The sequence below is a fragment of the Rhodococcus spelaei genome, from assembly GCF_006704125.1.
In the GTDB taxonomy this organism is placed as follows: Bacteria; Actinomycetota; Actinomycetes; order Mycobacteriales; family Mycobacteriaceae; genus Rhodococcus_G; species Rhodococcus_G spelaei.
Map to the genome: position 1 here is coordinate 156435 of NZ_VIGH01000002.1, position 20183 is coordinate 176617.

17 protein-coding genes and 1 tRNA gene are annotated in these 20183 nt (G+C 66.8%); 7 read left to right on the plus strand and 11 right to left on the minus strand.

All coding sequences use genetic code 11. The annotated features are described in order from the left end of the window. Nucleotides 1-5: 5 nt before the first annotated feature. The 11 genes from FK531_RS04595 to FK531_RS04645 form a co-directional block, all read right to left on the minus strand. Entirely contained in the window at nt 6-2147 is a 2142-nt protein-coding gene (locus FK531_RS04595; protein WP_142095624.1) for an Rv1355c family protein, read from the minus strand. A 15-nt stretch (nt 2148-2162) separates the two neighbouring features. Continuing rightward, nucleotides 2163-2897 carry a hypothetical protein gene (locus FK531_RS04600; RefSeq protein WP_142095626.1) on the minus strand — a complete coding sequence of 245 codons (735 nt, stop codon included), beginning with the start codon at nt 2895-2897 and terminating at the stop codon, nt 2163-2165. A gap of 78 nt (nt 2898-2975) precedes the next feature. After that, nucleotides 2976-3401, minus strand: coding sequence for an effector binding domain-containing protein (locus tag FK531_RS04605; protein WP_142095628.1), 426 nt, complete (start codon nt 3399-3401; stop codon nt 2976-2978). Then, a complete protein-coding gene (locus FK531_RS04610) occupies nt 3398-3853 on the minus strand; it encodes a GyrI-like domain-containing protein (RefSeq protein WP_142095629.1) in 456 nt (151 codons plus the stop codon). The genes FK531_RS04605 and FK531_RS04610 overlap by 4 nt, the downstream gene beginning before the upstream one ends. Before the next feature lie 133 nt (nt 3854-3986). Next, complete coding sequence (locus tag FK531_RS04615; protein WP_246097877.1) at nt 3987-4736, minus strand: glycoside hydrolase family 16 protein; 750 nt, start codon at nt 4734-4736, stop codon at nt 3987-3989. Nucleotides 4737-4902: 166 nt separating this feature from the next. Next, entirely contained in the window at nt 4903-5100 is a 198-nt protein-coding gene (locus FK531_RS04620) for a hypothetical protein (RefSeq protein WP_142095631.1), read from the minus strand. Next, nucleotides 5097-7352, minus strand: coding sequence for a hypothetical protein (locus FK531_RS04625; protein WP_246097879.1), 2256 nt, complete (start codon nt 7350-7352; stop codon nt 5097-5099). The genes FK531_RS04620 and FK531_RS04625 overlap by 4 nt, the downstream gene beginning before the upstream one ends. 233 nt (nt 7353-7585) lie before the next feature. Beyond that, entirely contained in the window at nt 7586-8203 is a 618-nt protein-coding gene (locus FK531_RS04630; RefSeq protein WP_142096628.1) for a nucleoside triphosphate pyrophosphohydrolase, read from the minus strand. Nucleotides 8204-8256: 53 nt separating this feature from the next. Next, the gene (gene mfd / locus FK531_RS04635; RefSeq protein ID WP_142096633.1) at nt 8257-11886 is read right to left on the minus strand and encodes a transcription-repair coupling factor; all 3630 of its coding nucleotides are present in this window, start codon (nt 11884-11886) and stop codon (nt 8257-8259) included. A 120-nt stretch (nt 11887-12006) separates the two neighbouring features. Continuing rightward, nucleotides 12007-12642, minus strand: coding sequence for a ScbR family autoregulator-binding transcription factor (locus FK531_RS04640; RefSeq protein ID WP_142095634.1), 636 nt, complete (start codon nt 12640-12642; stop codon nt 12007-12009). Between the two features lie 125 nt (nt 12643-12767). Further along, on the minus strand, nt 12768-13358 hold the full coding sequence (locus tag FK531_RS04645; protein ID WP_142096636.1) for a TetR/AcrR family transcriptional regulator: 591 nt from the start codon (nt 13356-13358) through the stop codon (nt 12768-12770). A gap of 248 nt (nt 13359-13606) precedes the next feature. On the opposite strand from FK531_RS04645, the gene FK531_RS04650 reads away from it, so the two are divergent. The 7 genes from FK531_RS04650 to FK531_RS04680 all read left to right on the plus strand — a co-directional run bounded on the left by FK531_RS04650 (nt 13607) and on the right by FK531_RS04680 (nt 20133). After that, nucleotides 13607-13677 (plus strand) — tRNA-Gln (locus tag FK531_RS04650). Nucleotides 13678-13707: 30 nt separating this feature from the next. After that, a complete protein-coding gene (gene glmU / locus FK531_RS04655) occupies nt 13708-15180 on the plus strand; it encodes a bifunctional UDP-N-acetylglucosamine diphosphorylase/glucosamine-1-phosphate N-acetyltransferase GlmU (RefSeq protein ID WP_142095636.1) in 1473 nt (490 codons plus the stop codon). Continuing rightward, nucleotides 15177-16157: a ribose-phosphate diphosphokinase gene (locus FK531_RS04660; RefSeq protein WP_142095638.1), complete on the plus strand. Its 981-nt coding sequence runs from the start codon at nt 15177-15179 to the stop codon at nt 16155-16157. The genes glmU and FK531_RS04660 overlap by 4 nt, the downstream gene beginning before the upstream one ends. A gap of 74 nt (nt 16158-16231) precedes the next feature. Continuing rightward, the gene (locus FK531_RS04665; RefSeq protein WP_142095640.1) at nt 16232-16870 is read left to right on the plus strand and encodes a DUF2461 domain-containing protein; all 639 of its coding nucleotides are present in this window, start codon (nt 16232-16234) and stop codon (nt 16868-16870) included. 161 nt (nt 16871-17031) lie between these two features. Next, nucleotides 17032-17709: a hypothetical protein gene (locus tag FK531_RS04670; protein ID WP_142095642.1), complete on the plus strand. Its 678-nt coding sequence runs from the start codon at nt 17032-17034 to the stop codon at nt 17707-17709. Between the two features lie 29 nt (nt 17710-17738). Further along, nucleotides 17739-18239 carry a GNAT family N-acetyltransferase gene (locus FK531_RS04675; RefSeq protein WP_142096639.1) on the plus strand — a complete coding sequence of 167 codons (501 nt, stop codon included), beginning with the start codon at nt 17739-17741 and terminating at the stop codon, nt 18237-18239. 196 nt (nt 18240-18435) lie between these two features. Further along, the gene (locus FK531_RS04680) at nt 18436-20133 is read left to right on the plus strand and encodes a cutinase family protein (protein ID WP_142095644.1); all 1698 of its coding nucleotides are present in this window, start codon (nt 18436-18438) and stop codon (nt 20131-20133) included. The last annotated feature ends 50 nt before the right edge of the window (nt 20134-20183 follow it).

The window sequence follows — 20183 nt, forward strand, 5'->3', positions numbered from 1 at the left end:
CTCCGTCAGACCCGCCGGCGCGGAGTGGCCTGGTCGCCCGAAAGGAAGCGCCGACTGCGGACCGAGGGGCGAGGGGCGTGGCTCATGCGCAGGATCAACACGAGAGTCTCTTCCGCCGCAACGCCGAACATCTCGCGCATCGCCCGCCGCCCCTCGGACAGCTGTGTGGTGTAGGCCGGCGCCAATTCCTCCAGGTCCGCCGTGTCCAGTCCGTACAGGAACACCGGCGAAATCGGCTGCACGGCCAGCCCGTGTTCCTCGGCGCTGATCCACACAGCCTCCAGCGCCGATCCCCCACGAACGAAGTCCAACGGTTGGTGTCCGTCGATGACCACCGCCGCGAGTGCCGAACTGGATCTGACCCGGTCGCGTGTCGTCGCCCCCAGGCTTCGCCCCAGTTGCCACTCGGCCAAGTGCGCCATTGCGTCGGACCTGCTCACAACCCGCAGCGTCGACGCGTCTGTGGCATCAAGTTCGAGCGATCGCATGTCGATGCCCGTCTCCAGGTTGTCCTCTCCCGGCCACCGCAGCTCGCCGATCATCTCGGCGTGGAGTCGAGGATCGAGAAAGCGCACTCGCTCCGACGCCGCAAACAGCTCTGACGCCGCGGTGATCGCACGCCGGTCTGTGATGATCCGCAGCCGCGCACCCTCCTCCTCCGCCGCTGCCGCCAGCTCCCGTGACGCCCGATCGCCAATGCGCTGTGGAACGCCGCGATGACGGTTGGTGCCACGGCGCAACATCCGGTCGTATCGACGTGCGAGCGCAGCATCGGACGAAGTACCGAAGGCCATCGTCGCCACCAACGTCGGGGTCTTTCGGTCGCCGAACATCTCGATCGACCCGAGAATGCCGAAGGCGGCGGCCGCAACCCGTGCGTTGTAGAGCGCTGCGCCGAGCGCGACGTAACTGCCGCGGAACTGCACGTCCATCGTCGAGGTACGGTCCGGATCCAGGAAGAGACGCAGCTCGGTGCGATCGGCCACCACCTTCCAGGGTTGCGCGTTTCCCCCGGAGGGCGCCGCATGCGCGGCGTGCACCACAGCACCGCGCCCGTCGACCGGCGCCGGCGGGGGCTCGACGTCGGTCGGATGGGCGCCCGTGCCGCCCGCCGCGGCCGTTGGCGAACTCAGCACGTCCAGCACGGCATCGAGATCGATCCGGACACGACCCGAGGGCAGCGCCCGTCCCAGGCCGAACCTTCGCACAGCAGCCGCGATGCTGGCTCCCCCGAACAACACGTCACCGCCGAGCTGCGGCCAGGTCGAGATGGTGGTGCCGATCTCGACGAGAGACGCGGCCATTCTCGAGGAGAGGTCCGCGGCACCCAGCACTCGAAGCATGTGCGGCACCTTCTCCCGCGCGGACAGCCCCGCCAACAACGCGCTGTCGACGTCTCCGAGCAATCCGTGGAACAGCGGCCGATCCGGTTCGAGGTCGAACCGCTCCACATCGATCAAGCCCCGGTCACTCGTCTCCATCACCACGGGAATCCGCTGTGAGCGGGCTTCCTCGCGCACCGCGACCTTCATGTCCAGCGAGTCGCACTCCTCGATCACCAAGTCCAGACCGTCGAGGAAATCAGAAATCGTGCCGACCGTAACTCCACCGGTGTGCACGGACACCGTGAGATAGGGGTCGACTTCAGCTATCCGGCGCGCTGCCACCACGGCCTTGTTGACGCCAAGGTCGAAGACTGTGGCCGGCACCCTGTTGAGGTTGGACAGGTCCACCGTGTCGAAGTCCGCGAGCCGAATCTTGCCGCACGTGCCCTCCAGGGTCAGCGCCAGCGCTACCGCATGACCGACGCTGAGTCCGACGATCCCGACCTCCAGCTCCGCGAGCCGATCCTGTTCCGCTCGGGTGATCTTGTTGCGGTTCCGGTCAAGTCGCAGGAGCCGGAACGCCGCCTGGTCGAGCAGTCGGACCGCTGCCCGTCGCCACGGGTAGTACGCCCAGACCGGCGATTCCTCGATACCCGCCGAGTCGGATGTCGACAGGATTCCTCGGAGGCTGGCGCGCTGCGCCTCGTACTTGTCGTGGAACTCGATCGCGGGACTCGCCCGGAGGCGGGCAAGCCTCGCCGCGTCCTCGGGGAGTCGCTCATCGAGCAGCGTCGCAGTGCACTCCTCGCAAGACAGATCCATGGCACGCTCCGAGCGTCACATCGAACGACTCAGCCTGATGGGTTCATCATGGTCGGTTGCGGTCGTCCGCGTGCGAGACCGCGCAAATTTGCTCGCGCCGATCCCGCCGGACGGACGCTGACGATCCCACCACATCATTCGCGTCCGATATCGCTCGTCTGGATACGGAGTTGCCGGTATGTGCTCGGCCACCTCTCCCCCGGACGACACCCACAACTGCAAGACATGCTCGGCCGCGGTTGCCAGCAGAAACTGCACGTCCAACATCTCCAGCGTGCAGTAGCCGATCCCGGCAAGTGAGCGAAGCAGCTCGCGTCGATGCGAGGCGTGGTCTGCCACCCACGCCGCTTTCATCTCGACGACGCCGAACGGGAGACGATCGGAGATCATCGTCCGAACCGCTTTCGCCCCGGGATGCGCCGCCCACTCGACGATGGCGTGGGCCTGTTCCGCGGACGAGTAGGGACCTTGCGCCCGCAGTCCGCCTATCACCGACCCGTCGGACGAAATGGCGACGAAGAACAATGCCGTTGACGAGCCGTCGCAAGTTGCCTCGTATTCCAATGCCTTCTCGGCGCCGTACTTGTGGTAGCCGAGCTGAGCCCCCGCGAGATATTCCGACCACAGCGCCGGCTCCGCGGCGGGACGTGCAGCAACGAATCGACATTGGGACCGCGGATCCCATACACTTCTGGTTTCAATCTTCTGGTAGATGCCCAGGTCTCTCGCATACGCATATTGACATGCCATATCAATTGGTCCATTCCGGAATCGAGTTGCGGACTACAGGACACGCGGGGCAACCGTCCCGATGAATCGTCCCACGCTCTAAGCGAGTGAAATGAAGAGCTCGACCTCACTCGCGTCTCGGGTTATCTCAATTTCTTCGGCGAAGGCGCGATCTATTCTTCCCTCCTGTGCGGCTGCCTCCACCTGCATCCACACATCCGCAACAGGATCGGCGACCGGACCGTCAGGAGTGAACACCGCGAAATATCCGCTCGGTACGCGAACATGAACGTCGCCCGTCACGGGGTCGTCGGAGCTGTCGCACTCATATCCGATCACCGCCGTCCAGCCGCCGTCTCCGTTCGGGACGAAGACGGTGACGATATCGACGACCCCCCGCTGCAGGATTCGTTCACGGGTGAATTCCATCAGGTCGCCGTAGCGTCCACCCGTCCCTGTCTCGACGTTCGGCAGAACCAGACCGCCGAAGTCCCGCACACCCTGCTTGACTATTTCAAAGCTCATGGCCGACACTCCCCCGCCATCGGCCCAACCGGGATGTACAGGTCTATTCGGTATTCGTTCGGATAGCATTCGAAGGCGCCCGTGAACCCGATGTCGATCCGCCCGGATTCCTCGGCGTCCCGTACCTGGTCCCACAGACCGCGCACCAGATCCGGGAATTCGCCCATCGAGGCAAACCGCGCATACAGTCCGCCCGGCACCCTGGCGAGAACGTGCCCCCGCAGCACCTCGTCGATCGACGAACACCGGTATCCGACGACCTGGGTGTAGTACGCATGGTTCTCTTCCGAGTGATCGGTGTAGATCGATGCCAACGACCCCGGTGGGTCTCTCTGGAGGATGAGCGACCAGGCCCGCTCGACATCGCGGTCACGCAACTTTCCGAGCGGACGCTTCGGGCTCCGCACTGGGAGCCCGGCGACGAGCGTCTCTCCGAGTTCGACGAACTCCATCTCCCTTGGTCGACTGTCCATCACGATCGATCCTCCCTGGAACGAGCCGCAAGTACGGTCACGGCACGACCTCGACTCGCGCCCCGCGTAGGTCAGGGTTGCACCCACCCGCGGACACCACAAGGGGCTCCACTCACTGCTTGGTCATCTGAATAGCCGACGGGTCCGGCCCCGCCTGCTGCATCCGCGCAAGCTCGGAGGGAAGCGGTTGGTACACCGCAACCCAGTCGACTTCCACCCCCACATGATCGGGATGCGGTCCGCTGGGGTCGCACGGCGGAAGGCCCAGCTCTTCTCGCTGCTGACACGCCCCCGCTTCGGCCTGCATAGCCAGCCCCATCGGCTCGTTCGGGACCATCACCTTCGAATGAGCTTCCGCCCAGACAACCCCGTCCAGCAGGTATCGCACCACGCCCGGCCCCCACTCGACCCCGACGGTGTGCCACTGCGAGAAATCCCCCATGACCGTCGCCCCGCTCTGGGCGTTCTCACCGTCCGTGTCGACCCAGTGCAGGAATGCCGATATGGCCGTGCGCGGACCGGCACTCTCGGCGAAATCGATTTCCGGCGGCCAGTCGTTGCCTGCCGGCCAGAGCAGCATGTGGTACGAAATGTCGTCACTGTTGTCGGCGCGCATCCGAATCTCCCAGCGACCGTACGTTTGTTCAACCCCGTGATTCGAGACGCCACCGCTGATCCAGCCGGTTGCGGTCTTCTCTGAATCCAACCTCAGCATTCCGCCCTGGTCACTGACCATCTTCGGATCCCACCAGCCATTGGGGTTGCCGCCAGGTTGTCCGGAGTACAGACTCCAACTCGATCCGAGGCTGCACCGGTTGAAGTCGTCAACGAAGATCTGGTGCCAGCCGGGTAGATCGCCCATCGGTGCCCCCACGCCGCCCGGAGGCGACGATGGTGCGCAGGAGGTCGAGGCAACCGGGATCACTTGATGAGGTACTGGTGGGGCGCTGCAGGCTGTACACCCGATGAGCGCTAGGGTCGCCGCGGCAAGCCTGCCGGCCATCACGGTCATCACTGCTGTCACCTCGCTACGTGGACAAATCGATCAGATGCCGGTAGGTGAGCGCGGCCGCGGCGACGAGCGACGCGAGGAGACACACCCACAGGACGTGCGCCAGCCGACCGCGTCCGATGGACCCGGTCGGGGGAACCTCCCATTCACGAATCGCTGCACAAGCAGCGAGGAGGCCGCCGGACAGCAGATAGAAGAAGACGCCCGCACTCATGGAACCTCCCCGATAGGCGGGCTGTCTGTTCGACGAAGAATGAGAATGGTGGGCTTGTCGACCATCGGGACGTAATGCCCCGAGTCGACTATTTTCGTTATCGCCTCACTGAGACGGTCGTAGGTCACACCGTCCTGAAATTCCAGCATGCCCATCCCCTGACTCGTGATGTAGATGTAGGAAGGTTGTTGATCGAGCGCGCACGTTCCGAGGTCGGCTAGGCACGGGGGTTTGTCGACGAAGACGATATCCGGCGTCTGGGAACCAATAGTGTTGGCGCCCAGCGCCGGAGGAGAGTAGCTCCACGACATTATCGAACTGCTCGGAGAAGCCGATGCGACGAATTCATCCGTCGCCGCCACCAGTTCGGGCGTCGTTGCCTCGAATGCGGTGTTGAGGCCACGATTCGTCGTCACCACGATGCCCAGGGCGGTCAGCACGACGGCCAGTGCGGCCACCATCGACCACCGGAGAGGGGCCGTGACGGCACCATCGCGAGTAATCCACAACCGCTGTGATGCTCGACTGATGCCAAATGCGGCGAGCGGAGCCAACATCGGTGCGGAGAGCACGAAACTGCGGATGACAACCTCGCCGTCATATCCCTGCAACGCAATCAGGAGAAACGCTGCTCCGAAGAGAGCACCGGAAAGCAGCCACGACCGACGCCCACGCATGGCGATCCAACCCATGAATCCGAGAACGGCGAAGGCCGCGGACGCACCGATCCGGAGGTATTGCATTTTCTTGTAGACGGGATCGCCGGTAAGACGGTCGCCGACACCCTCAGTGACGGAACTTCCGACCTTCCCTACCTCGCTGAAGATTCCGTACAGATGGCCCATCCAGTAGTCCGACGCGCCGTAGGTGAACCACGCTGCAAAAATGAGGCCGGCAACCAGCCACAACACCCGGTATCTGGTGGCGCCGAGCAGCGAGAAGAATCCGAGCGAGATGACGACCAGCAGCGGAGTGATCTGATGGGTGACCACATTTGCGGCGATGAGAACGATCAGAGCCGCGCCGATCGCGGCCGTACGCGCTCGGCCGAATCCAGGTACCAGGCCGAGGGTTCGGCGAGGCGCTGTCGTCAGGAATCCCAGCACACCCGGATCGAGACGCGGCAGTGGTGCACACCGAAATTGCCAGAGCAGGGTTGCAATGATCGTCGAATAGAAGACAAGTGCGACAGATTGCGGCGCGAAGTAGTCCTGTTGATACCAGTTGAACAGTTGGTACAGCACTACTGCGAGCCAGGCGACGCGTGTCCTCCCCGTCACCGCAACAGCGATCGCATAGACAGGAAACGCGAGCACACAATTGAAGTACAACGGCGCCAACGCCATGAAAGGTTGGCTGTCGGGCAGATGCGCGACCGATGTCAGGTGCGCACCCGCGGAAAAGAACCCGGCCCAACTGAACCGGGCGTCGACAGCCTTCGGTAGCGCCCCCTCCTGCATGATTGCCGTGATGAATCCACGGTGCACGAACGCGGTCGGGAAGGACGACTCACCGGTGGCGATCGGCACGAGCAGGGTCGCATACGTGATGAGCACGACCGTCGAAGCCGCCATCACGACATGATCGATCCGGGACCGTGTGAGGGTCACCGCGACGATGCAACTGATCAGGACGAGCCCTGCGACGTACGGCCAACCAACCTCGGTGATGATGCCGAACTTGCCTGCGGCCATGTAGTCGAGCGTCGACGTCTGCCGAGCGAAGAGAACCACTGCGGCAACGAGCGCGACCAGTTCGGTTGCACGCCATCTGTCCATCCACAGCGCATTCTGGTAGCGGTTGCGCGACACCCGGAACCTCGACGGGAGTCGGAGCCACACTGCGACGCAGAGCACCAGAGCCGATACGCCGAGAACCGTTTGAGTGCGGTACGGGTTCCACCAGTGACCGATCAGGGAAAACTGACTCACCAGGATCGTCGTAGCCAGGGACAGCGCGACTGCCAGGCTCGCGGCAAGTGCGCGCCCCGGGATGCGCAGCGCGATGACGATCGGGATACCGGGAACGAAGGTTGCGCCGAATATCACCAGGGCGGCCCGCAGTTCCGGCGGTAGCCATTGGTCCTGACCGTTCCCGCCGACGAGTGGCACCAGCATTGCCGCTGACGCCAACACTCCGACCAGCAGCGCCGCACGAGGTGACCAACCGAAGGAGGGCAACCGTCCCGCCGGCTCGATGTCGAGGGGGGAAGGGCCGGCGTCCGTCGCCGTCAGAGCGCGGCTGACGGCCATGAGAACGCCCTAGCCGAGCGACGAAGTAACGGTCCACACGTACCGCTCGCGCCGAACGCGTGGACCACGGAGTCCACTCGAGATGTGTTGTCGCCGACTACCACGATCACCTCGTTCCCGACTCGCGAAACGTTCCTCCGAGGTGAAGGCGCTTCGGTCGAGGCAGTGCCAGGCGCAACCCAGCCTAACAACATGCAACGACCGTAACGCCGCATTCGAGGGATTGGCCGAGGTCAGCCGACCCAGTACTGCGCCCACTCCGAAGCGGTGAGCTGCCCCGGCCCGGTCCCGCCCGCCTGCGCGGACAGCTCGGTCGCCCGGATCCGCGCCACAAACGACAGCGTTGCCTTGCGCAACACGTCCTCGGCATTCCCGGGATCGCCGAGCCTGATCACCAGAATCTCGGGCGGGACCAGCTCGCGGGGCAGACCCGCCCTGCTCGCCCGCTCGATCACCTTCTCGGCCAGTGCGAGGGCCGGCTGCGCCATCGCGATTCCGTCCATGCAGGACGCCCGCGCCTTCTCCGCGGTCTTGGCCACTTCCCAGGCCGCCTCCTGCTCGGCCACGTCGACGGGACCGGTGTGGCCGTTGGTCAGGTGCGGACTGCGGTGCGTCAGCTTCGCGACCAGGGTGGCGGCGACGTCGTCGACGGTGAACCTGCCCGCGGCCTGCGCGATGCGCGAGTGGAAGAGCACCTGCAGCAACAGATCTCCGAGTTCCTCACGAAGCCCCTCCGGATCGCCCTCCTCGATCGCGTCGAGCAACTCGTAGGTCTCCTCGAGCAGGTACCGCCGCAGCGAGTCGTGGGTCTGGGTGATCTCCCAACCGCCGAAACCCCACAGCCGGTCCATCACCTCGGCGGCCTCGGCGAGCCCCTCTCCTACCCGGGGTGCGTCCGTGTCGCTCACGCGGGCGCACCCACCGGCAGCGACACGTCCACGGCCCCGGCAGCCTTGCCGTCCATCGCGAGCAGGAAGTCGGCGATGTACTGCAGCAGTTCCACGTCCCGCACGCGGTCGGCGCCCACTCCGCCGGATCCGGTGCGCGGCAACGGCATCTGCACCATCCCGGTGGTCGCACGGTATTGCGCGGCGGAGTACAACCGCTTGAGTCGCAACTGTTTCGAGTCCGGCAGCTGCATCGGCGAGATCTTCAGCTGGGTCCCTGCGACCGACACCTCCTCGATCTCGTACTCGCGGCACAGCAGTCGCAACTTGGCCACCGAGACCAGCCTGCCGACCTCCTCGGGCAGCGGTCCGTAGCGGTCCACCAACTCCTCGACGACGGCGGTGATCGCGGCGTCCTGTGTGGCGGCGGCCAGCTTCCGGTACGCCTCGAGGCGCAGCCGGTCGCTGGTGACGTAGTCCGGCGGGATGTGCGCGTCCACCGGCAGGTCGATGCGCACCTCCTTGGTGCCTTCGTCGGTGACGATCGGCCTGCCGTCCGCAGCGGCCCGGTAGGCCTCGACTGCCTCGCCGACCAGGCGGACGTACAGGTCGAAGCCGACGCCGGCCACGTGCCCGGACTGCTCGGCGCCCAAGACGTTTCCGGCGCCGCGAATCTCGAGGTCCTTCATCGCGACGGCCATACCGGCACCGAGGTCCGAGTTCTGCGAGATGGTCGCGAGCCGGTCGTACGCGGTTTCGGTGAGCGGCTTCTCCGGCGGGTACAGGAAATACGCGTAGCCGCGTTCGCGACTGCGCCCGACCCGGCCGCGCAGCTGGTGCAGCTGGGACAGTCCGAGCGAGTCGGCCCGCTCCACGATGAGGGTGTTGGCGTTGGAGATGTCGAGGCCGGTCTCGATGATGGTGGTACACACCAGCACGTCGAACTCGCGCTCCCAGAAGCCCTGCACCGTCTTCTCGAGTGTCTCCTCGTTCATCTGACCGTGTGCGACCACCACCCGCGCCTCGGGCACGAGTTCGCGAAGTCGCTTGGCCGCCTTGTCGATCGAGCTGACCCGGTTGTGCACGTAGAACACCTGACCGTCGCGCAGCAGCTCGCGGCGGATGGCGGCGGCGACCTGCTTGTCGGCGTAGGCGCCGACGTAGGTGAGGATCGGGTGCCGCTCCTCCGGCGGGGTGAGGATGGTCGACATCTCGCGGATCCCGGCCATGCTCATCTCGAGGGTGCGCGGAATCGGGGTGGCGGACATGGTGAGCACGTCCACGTGGGTGCGCAGCGCCTTGATGTGTTCCTTGTGCTCGACGCCGAACCGCTGCTCCTCGTCCACGACGACCAGGCCGAGGTCCTTCCAGCGAACGCCGGTCTGCAGCAGCCGGTGCGTTCCGACCACCACGTCGACCTCGCCGTCGGCCAGCTGCGCGATGATCTCCTTCGACTCGCCCGCGTCGGTGAACCGGGACAGCCCGCGCACCTTCACCGGAAAACTGGCCATCCGCTCGGTGAAGGTCTGCAGATGCTGTTGTGCGAGAAGGGTTGTCGGCACCAGAACCGCGACCTGCTTGCCGTCCTGAACGGCCTTGAACGCGGCCCGCACCGCGACCTCTGTCTTGCCGTAGCCGACGTCGCCGATGACGACGCGGTCCATCGGGACCGGCTTCTCCATGTCGGCCTTGACCTCGTCGATGACGGTCAGCTGGTCCTGTGTCTCGGTGAACGCGAAGGCGTCCTCCATCTCCTTCTGCCACGGGGTGTCGGGGCCGAAGGCGTGACCGGGCGCCGCCTGGCGCGCCGCGTACAGCTGCACCAGCTCGCCGGCGATCTCACGAACCGCCTTGCGCGCCTTGCGTTTCGTGTTCGCCCAGTCGGAGCCGCCGAGCTTGCTCAGCGCAGGCAACTCGCCGCCGACGTAGCGCGACAGCTGGTCGAGGGACTCCATCGGAACGAACAGCCGGTCGCCGGGATGGCCCCGCTTGCTCGCCGCGTACTCGATGACCAGGTACTCCCGGCGGGCACCGCCGACGGTCCGCTCCACCATCTCCACGAACCGGCCGATGCCGTGTTGATCGTGCACGACCATGTCGCCGGCGGCCAGCGCCAGCGGGTCGACCTGGTTTCGGCGCTTGGCGGGCAGCCGTTTCCCGTCGCCGGCCGCGGTGACCCGGTTGCCGGTCAGGTCCGACTCGGAGATCAGGACCAGGCCGACATCACCGTCGGTCGCGGCCGGGAAGACGAGACCGTCGTGGAGGCTGCCGCACAACACCTCGACCTGACCGCGCAGAGGATCGCCGCCAGGCGCCAGCGCGGCGGCCGGTACCTCGGCCTCGCCGAGCCGTTCGAGCACGCGGTGCGCTGTGCCGGAGCCGGCGACCACCACCGCGGCGCGACCGCCGGCGGCAACGTGTGCGCGCAGCATCACGAACAGTTCGGCGAGCAGGTCTTCGGAACCGCGGACCTCGGGCGCGGGGCGAAGGTCGAGGACCAGTTCCTCGTCGCGCCCGGAGGCGAGCGGGCTGACCGTCCACCAGGGCCTGCCGTTCGCTTCGGCACTCTCCCGCACCTGCCGGAGGGACCGATACGCGGACGCCCCCAGGTCGATGCCCCGGGTGTCGAGAGGCGCCGCACCACCGATCGAGGCCGCGGTCCACGAGGCCTCCAGGAACTCCTGACCGGTGCGCACCAGATCCGTTGCGCGGGTACGAATCTTCTCGGGGTCGCAGAGCAGCACGTGTGTGCTCGCGGGTAGCACGTCGGTCAGCAGGACCAGCTCGCCGCCGAGGAGTACCGGGAGCAGGGCCTCCATGCCCTCGACCGGGATACCGGCGGAGAGCTTGTCGAGCATCTCCACGAGCGCGGCGTCGGCCTGGTTGTCCTGGGCCAGCACCGCCGCGCGGTCGCGGACCCGCTCGGTGAGCAGCAACTCGCGGCACGGCGGCGCGATCAGCATCGCGACCTCGAGCTCCGGAATCGACCGCTGGTCCGCCACCGAGAAGGCTCGCAGCTCGGTCACCTCGTCGCCCCAGAACTCCACCCGCACAGGGTGATCGGCGGTCGGCGAGAACACGTCGAGGATCCCACCGCGGACCGCGAACTCGCCGCGCTTGCCGACCATGTCCACACGGGTGTACGCCATCTCGACCAGTCGCTGGATCAGTCCGTCGAACGGGGTCTCGGTGCCCACCCGCAGCGTCACCGGTTCGATCTCGCCGAGCCCTGGAGCCATCGGCTGCACCAGCGAGCGCACCGTGGTGACGACCACGCTCAGCGGCGGGCCGTAGTCGGCGTTGTCGGGGCAGGCGAGCCGGCGCAGCACCTCGAGTCGCCTACCGACCGTGTCCGCGCCCGGCGAGAGCCGCTCGTGCGGCAGCGTCTCCCAGGACGGGAACTGCGCAACCGAGTCGCCGAGGATCTCGCGCAGCTCCACGGCCAGGTCGTCGGCCTCCCGGCCGGTGGCGGTGACCAGCAACAGCTGGGCGCGCTGTGCGATTGCGGACGCGACGAACGGGCGCGCAGGGTTGGGGGCGACGATGTCGAGGGCGGCCCGTCCGACCGCGTCCCGCACGTCGGAGAATGCAGGGTGCGCGAGTGCGACGCGGGCGACACCGGCGAGCGGAAGCTGCTCGTGCGTCACCGGGGTCGAGGCGTGCTGGGAACGGGAGGGCAACGTCGATGCTCCTGTGTGGACGAGCGAGGCCGCCACGTCGACGGCCACGTCGATTCTAAGCCGGGCCGCCGACAGAGTCAGCGACGGTCATCGGCGCGAGCGGCGCACCGCGAACTCACGGAAGTAGTCGATCTTCCCGGCTGCGACCAGCGACGGCAGGATGAAATGCCACGCCCGCTCAGTCCGGGCGTTCAGCTGATCGAGCGTTCCGGTGGCGTGCGCCACGACCCGGGCGCCGAACAGGGCCTCGAAGATGAACATTCCGACGTCCCGGGCGTCGGAGTCCGCGGCCACATCGCCCTCGTCGATCGCACGTTCGGCCATCGTCACGAAGTACTCCTGCCAGGTCTCGACGACATTGTCGCCGGTCCCCCGATGGTCGCCGACCTCGTGGTGCAGGCGGTACATGGCCGCGACGATCGGGTCGGCTGCGGCCACGTCGGCCGCGAGGTAGGACAGCCCGATCATCGTCTCCAACGCGGGGTTCCGCAGTTCCACGAGCGGCGCACAGGCCACGCCGAGGCGTCGGGTCCCCTCGTCGATCACGCCCCGGGCCAGGTCTTCCTTGGACGCGAAGTGGAAGTAGAGCGAACCCTTCGTGGCACCCGACTGGGCGACGATCTCGCTGAGGTTCGCCTGCGCGTACCCCAGCCGGGCGAACACTTCCGCGGCGGCGAGCAGGACTGCGTTCCGCGTCGCCTCGGCACGTTCCTGCCTTGCCATAGACCGCCTCCTGCCGACCGACAACCCGCAGTCGGTTGCGACTGAAAAATACCACCGGTTCGGTTAATCGCTCGGAATTGTGACCGCGGGTTGCACGATCAGCCGAGTTCGGTACCTGCGAGGCGCTACTCCCCGAGCTGCGGGTCCGCCTCGAGATTGGTCAGGCCGTTCCAGCACAGGTTCACCAGATGCGCGGCCACCACCTCCTTCGGCGGGGTCCGCTCGTCGAGCCACCACGTCGCCGTGGTGGCGACCATCCCGACCAGCGCCTGCGCGTACAGCGTTGCCAGACCCGCATCGAACCCGCGGCGCGAGAAGTCGCCGGCGAGGATGTGGCCGACCTGGGTGACCGCCTCGTTGAGGAGGCTCGAGTACGTGCCCTCCTTCGCCGACATCGGGGAGTCGCGGACCAGGATCTGGAAACCTTCGGTCCGCTCCTCGACGTAGGTCAGCAACGCCAGTGCTACCCGCTCGACCCGCACCCGGGAACGGTTCTGGGCGAGCGACGAGGTGATCATCTGCAGGAGGGTGGACATCTCGCGGTCCACCACGACGGCATAGAGGCCCTCCTTGCCGCCGAAGTGTTCGTAGACGACCGGCTTGGAGACGTTGGCCCTGGCGGAAATCTCCTCGATCGAGGCAGCCTCGTAGCCACGCTCTGCGAAGACGCTGCGACCGATCTCGATCAACTGCTCGCGACGCTGGGTTCCGGTCATCCGTGTCCGCTGTGACTTGATCGGCACAGCCGACTGCGACTTGATCGACATATCCGACTGGGATTTGCCGGCGGGGGCCTGCGGCGGTCGGGACATGTGGTCCAGCGTATCGGCCACGCGCGCGGCTACCGGCGAGGCGGTTCGCACGGAAGCCGGGTGGCGTGCGAGGATCGTGGGCGCACAGCGGGGCCCGATCGACGCTGGATCGAGCTTTCACCATGGATCGATCGAAACCGCAGGTGCGGCAATCCGCCGTAGTGTAATGGCAGCACCTCTGATTTTGGTTCAGATAGTTCAGGTTCGAGTCCTGGCGGCGGAGCGTTCCAGACAGTCGATTTCGAGGAGCTTCATGCCAGTCGAGACCGCCGTGATCGTCCTCGCCGCGGGCGCGGGGACACGAATGCGGTCCAAGACCCCGAAGGTGCTGCACAGCCTCTCGGGTCGGACGATGCTCGCCCACTCCCTGCACGCCGCGGCCGCGCTCGATCCGACCCATCTGGTCACGGTGATCGGGCACGAACGCGAGGCCGTCGGTGCAGCCGTCGCCGATGTCGCCACCGAACTCGGAGTCAAGATCGCCACCGCGGTGCAGGACGAGCAGAACGGCACCGGCCACGCGGTCGCGTGCGGGCTCAGCGCACTCCCCGACAACTTCGCGGGCACGGTCCTCGTGACATCCGCCGACGTGCCGCTCCTCGACGGCGAGACCCTGCGCGGCCTGCTCGACACGCACGTCCAGGCGCCGGCCGCCGCGGTCACCATCCTCACCTCCACGGCCGCCGACCCGACCGGGTACGGCCGGATCCTGCGCACCACCGACGGCGAGGTCAATGCGATCGTCGAGCAGGCCGACGCCACCGACTCGCAGCGCGCGATAACCGAGGTCAACTCGGGAGTGTACGCATTCGACGCGGCTACTCTGCGGTCCGCACTGACGGAACTGAGCTCGGACAACGCCCAGGGCGAGCTGTACCTGACCGACGTGATCGCGATCGCGCGGCGGTTCGGCGGCAAGATCCGGGCACAGCGCCTCGAGGACTCGCAGCTGGTCGCCGGCGCCAACGACCGGGTGCAACTGGCGGACCTCGCGCGAGAGATGAACCGTCGCATCCTCGACGCCCACATGCGCGCGGGTGTCTCGGTGATCGATCCGTCGACCACCTGGATCGACGTGGACGTGACCATCGACCGCGACGCGACGATCAAGCCCGGCGTGCAACTGCACGGCCGCACCGAGATCGGTGAGGACGCGGTGGTGGGACCGAACAGCACACTCACCGACGTCGTCGTCGGCGCGGGCGCGTCCGTCGTCCGGACACACGCCGACCGCGCGCGCATCGGTGCGGGCGCGACCGTCGGACCGTTCACGTACCTGCGCCCGGGCACGGTCTTGGGTGAATCGGGCAAGCTCGGCGCCTTCGTCGAGGTGAAGAACTCCGACATCGGCGATCACTCGAAGGTCCCGCACCTGACCTATGTCGGCGACGCGAGCATCGGCCACCACAGCAACATCGGGGCGTCGAGCGTGTTCGTCAACTACGACGGGGTCAACAAGACCCGTACCGTGGTGGGGTCGCACGTGCGCACCGGGTCGGACACCATGTTCGTGGCGCCCGTCCGGGTCGGCGACGGCGCGTACACGGGAGCGGGCACGGTGCTGCGGTCCGATGTCCCGCCCGGGGCGCTCGCCGTCTCCGGGGGCAAGCAGCGCAACATTGACGGCTGGGTCGAGCGCAATCGACCCGGCACAGCGGCCGCCGAGGCAGCCGCTATGGCACAGCAGCACAACATCGAGAACAACGAGGACGGCGAAGAGCAGTGACCGCGAATTGGATCGACAACCAGAAGAACCTCATGCTCTTCTCCGGTCGCGCGCATCCCGAACTGGCCGAGCAGGTGGCGAAGGAACTGGACATTCAGATCACCCCGCAGACCGCGCGCGACTTCGCCAACGGCGAGATCTTCGTGCGATTCGAGGAGTCGGTGCGCGGCTCGGACGCCTTCGTCCTGCAGAGCCACCCCGCGCCCCTGAACCAGTGGATCATGGAGCAGCTCATCATGATCGACGCGCTCAAGCGTGGATCCGCCAAGCGCATCACCGCGGTGCTGCCGTTCTACCCGTACGCCCGCCAGGACAAGAAGCACCGCGGCCGCGAGCCGATCTCGGCCCGCCTGATCGCGGACATGCTCAAGACCGCCGGTGCGGACCGGATCATCACCGTCGACCTGCACACCGACCAGATCCAGGGCTTCTTCGACGGCCCAGTCGACCACATGCACGCCCAGGGTCAGCTCGCCCAGTACGTCCGCGAGAACTACGGCACCGAGAACATCTGCGTGGTCTCCCCGGACGCCGGTCGCGTCAAGGTTGCCGAGAAGTGGGCCGACGCCCTCGACGGCGCGCCGCTGGCATTCGTGCACAAGACCCGCGACCCGCTGGTGCCGAACCAGGTCAAGTCGAACCGCGTCGTCGGTGACGTGAGCGGCCACACCTGCGTGCTGATCGACGACATGATCGACACCGGCGGCACGATCGCCGGCGCGGTGAAGGTGCTCAAGGACGCCGGCGCGGGCGACGTGATCATTGCCACCACGCACGGTGTGTTCTCCGACCCCGCAGCCGAGCGCCTCGCGTCCTGCGGCGCCAAGGAGGTCATCACGACCAACACGCTGCCGATCCCGGAGGAGAAGCGCTTCCCGACGCTGACCATCCTGTCGATCGCCCCGCTGCTCGCGCGGACCATCAAGGAGGTCTTCGAGAACGGCTCGGTGACCTCGCTCTTCAACGGCAGCGCCTAGGCGGCTGCGCCGCCCGTGAGTCTTTCCGGCCCACTGAGGGGCCAGAAAGACTCACGGGCGCTAGCCTTTTGTTTGTGTTCTCCGGATTCTCCGACGCCGCCCTGGACTTCTACGAGGACCTGGAGGCGGACAACAGCAAGACATTCTGGACCGCCCACAAGGCGGTCTACGAGTCGTCGGTGCGTGCGCCCATGGTCGGGCTGCTGGTCGAGCTGGAACGGGACTTCGGCGAGGGCAAGGTGTTCCGGCCCTACCGCGACGTCCGGTTCTCCAAGGACAAGACCCCGTACAAGACCCATCAGGGCGGCGTCGTCATGGTCGGTCCCGGCATCGGGTACTACGTCCAGATCGACGCGTCGGGCCTGTTCGTCGGCGGCGGCTTCTACCAGAACACGCCCGACCAGGTCGCGCGGCTGCGTGCCGCCGTCGACAGCGACCTGCGCGGCGAGCAGTTGGTACGACTGACGCGCGCACTGGAGAAGTCGGGATTCGAGATCGGCGGAGACCGCCTCAAGACTCGTCCGCGCGGGTTCGCCGAGGACCATCCGCGGCTCGAGCTGCTGCGTCACCGCACGCTGACGGCGGGGCGCAGTTACGGCTGCCCGCAGTGGCTCGACAGCGCTCGGACGCTCACCGAGGTGCGCGCTTCGTGGGAGTCGCTGCGCCCGCTGACGGAGTGGCTGACCGACGTCGTGGGCGGACCGACGGGATAGATCTGCCCGCCGGGAAACCGCTTGCGCGGCAAGAGTTTGCCTGCGCACGGCCACTACCGAACCGAGTTGGCCATGAGATTGATCACGTCTGACACTTCAACCGCAGGAACGTAACGATCCGGTGTCGTGTGCCGGCGAGCTCTGCCCTATTGTCATGCGTCGTGATTGACGCGCAGACTCTCGATGTCCCGGCCGGAACCACAACGATGCAGACGGCTCGGCGTTGGGTTCCCGGCGCCTGCGTCTGGTGCGGCGACGACGTCGCCGTGGAGATGTACCGCAACGAGCCGCGGTGCGGCACCTGCCGTGAGAACGAAGAGATCATCGAGGGCGCGCGCCGGTTCCTCGGCATGTACGGCCTGCGCCCGCTCGGCGGCACCCTGCAGTCCGACGACGAGGAGGAGCGCGAGTGGCGCGTCACCGCTCGCGACGCCCGCGCCGCCCTGAACCAGACCAAGCTGGCGTCCCCGCCCGACCCGGCATTGGTCCGTAAGGCGTTGCGCCCCCGCGCCGCCGCCGTCGTCGCCGAGACCGTCGTCGCGTCGCGCGCGTCCACCGCGACGGGATCGGCAACCCGCGCGGCCGCCACCGCACGCACGACCCGTTCGGCGGCCGGGCAGGCGGCGGTCAGTTCGGACGCCGTCGACCTCGACGAGATCCAGGCGCGGGGACTGGCCCTGCTGGACCAGATGAGCTCCGTCGACGCTCAGCTCGCTCAGGTCGCCGACCAGTCGGGCCTGGCGGCCCGCGCCCGCCGCAGCGATCTCGAGAAGCAGAAGGCGACGATCATGCGCACCCTCGGCGCACTGGAGAAGGCGCGGCAGAGCGCGCAGCGGTAGCTGGCGTGCGTCACGATGGTGTGGTGACCATCGTGATCCGCGACGCCCACGCCGACGACCTGCCCGGCATCCTGGAGATCCACAACGAGGCGGTCCGCAACACGACCGCGATCTGGGACGAGGAGCCGGTCGACATCGACGACCGTCGCGCGTGGCTGGACGGCCGCGAGCGGGCCGGGTTCCCGGTGTTGGTCGCGGTCGACACATCGGTGGGAGTCGACCGAGTGGCCGGCTATGCGACCTACGGCGTGTGGCGGGCCAAGAGCGGCTACCGGCACACCGTGGAGAACTCGGTGTACGTCCACGTCGACCATCACCGCAAGGGCATCGCCTCGCAGCTGATGGCCGCGCTGATCGAACGGGCCCGCGCCGGCGGCATCCACGTGATGGTCGCGAGCATCGAGTCGACGAACACCACCTCCATCGCTCTGCACGAGCGGTTCGGGTTCCGGACGGTCGGGGTGATGCCGGAGGTGGGCGTCAAGTTCGGGCGGTGGCTGGACCTGACTTTCATGCAGTTGACGCTGTAGACCTCCCGGCGGTGTCGAGCATCGTCAGTGCTGGTGGTTCGACGATTTCGAGGACAAGCATCGGCTGGCCTTACGCTGTACATCAGGTCGAACCGGTTGCATGTGTAGCGCTCGCCGCTTGCTGGACGATGTACGGAATGACGTGATGCGTCGCCGGGGCAGGGCGCATGTCAGAGAGTCGAATTTGGGAGTGGGCATGACACCTCGAGGATTCTTCGCACGCCATCGCATCGCATCGGGCCTGATCGCGCCCGGAATCCTCGGCGTGGCCGCCTTGGTCACGCTGCCATGGGCACTGTCATCCGGGCCCCGTACCGCCGACACAGAACTCACGTCGTCAGTGACCGAGTGCCACGACATGGTCACCGTCTCGATCGCCGGGCGCGGTGACACGCCCTCGGCGGACACCCCGAAGCTCGTCGACGCCAACGGCAATGCGCTCCCGGCCGCGCTGTCGACCGACTACAGCAGCAAGTGGCTCGATCCGGTCGCCAACGCCCCGGCTGCCAGCGTCAACCCGAACTCGTACGCGTCGGTCTACGTCGCGTACCCCGCGAACATGGACAGCTACGAGAGCGCCGTCACCACGGGCGTGGCCAACGCCGAATCGGTGATGCAGCAGATCCAGCAGTCGTGCCCGAACACCCGGTTCGCGATCGTCGGCTACAGCGAGGGCGCCGACGTCGCGCGGCGGGTCGCGATGGACGTCGGGCATCAGACCGCCGACGCCAAGGGCGGGTACGGGATCGTCAATCCGGCGAACGTCACCGGTGTCGTCATCTTCGCCGACGCCGGCCGCGCGGACGGTACGGGTCCCTTCCCGGGCGCGACGAACCCGTTCACCAACCCGAACGGTTTCAACCAGGCGTACCAGACCGGTACCACCCCGGCCGACGGACAGGGCGCGGTGCAGGGTACCGGCGGTTCCGACTTCGGCGCCCTGAACGGCAGGATCGCGTCGTTCTGTTCGGACGGCGACCTCACCTGCTCGGCGCCGCAGAACATCTCGCTGCTCAACCTCGCGGTCAACGTGGGTAGGCAACTGAACGTCGACTCACTCGAGAAGAACGGTCTCACGCTGGACAACGGACAGGGCGTCGCAGTGGTGCTCGGGCAGATCGCGTTCAATGCGTTCCAAGAGATTCGGGCGACGCCGAACTGGATGCAGGGCAACGAGACGTTCCTCGACGTGCTGCTGAAGGTGTCCGACCCGGCCTACAAGCCCGGACAGACGACTGCAGTGACGGACACCGCGCAGGACGCGTCGATCTCCACCAACCAGATGTCACCGCTGGCCTATCTGCCGCAGAAGATGTTCAAGGAGATCGTGGGGCTCATCGCGACGAACCAGAACACCATCCCGGTGGTCATGAGTGACCCGTACAACCTCACCCTGGGCCCGGATGCCAAGGGGCATCACTTCGACTACTGGCGTGACGCGAACACCGCCGACGGCAAGCCACTGACGTCATCGCAGTACGCGGCGGCCTGGCTGACGCAGCTCGCTCAGCAGGCGCAGGCAGGACAGCCGCTCGACACGACGGTCAAGCCGGACGCGACGACGGTCAAGACTGTCGTCGATCAGGTGACGGCGACACCGACGCCGACCTCGGCTGCCGCCACGACGTCGGGCACTGCGACCACGTCCACGTCTACATCGAATTCGGCGACACCGACCGACTCGGCTTCCGCTTCCGCGACAACGACTGCGCCGACCACGGCTGCACCCACGCCGGCGGCAAATGAGGTCGACGCTTCGACGAGCGTGACCCCGGAGACGACGAGCGCGGCCCCGACGGTGGAGACGCAGACCGCGGCGGTTGTCCCCACGACGACCGCGGCGGTGTCGACCACCCCAACCACGACCCCGGCGGTTCCGAGCTCGACCAGGTAGGTCGCACGGCGGATTCGTCAGTTGTCCGGCGTGACCGGAATCCAGGAGCC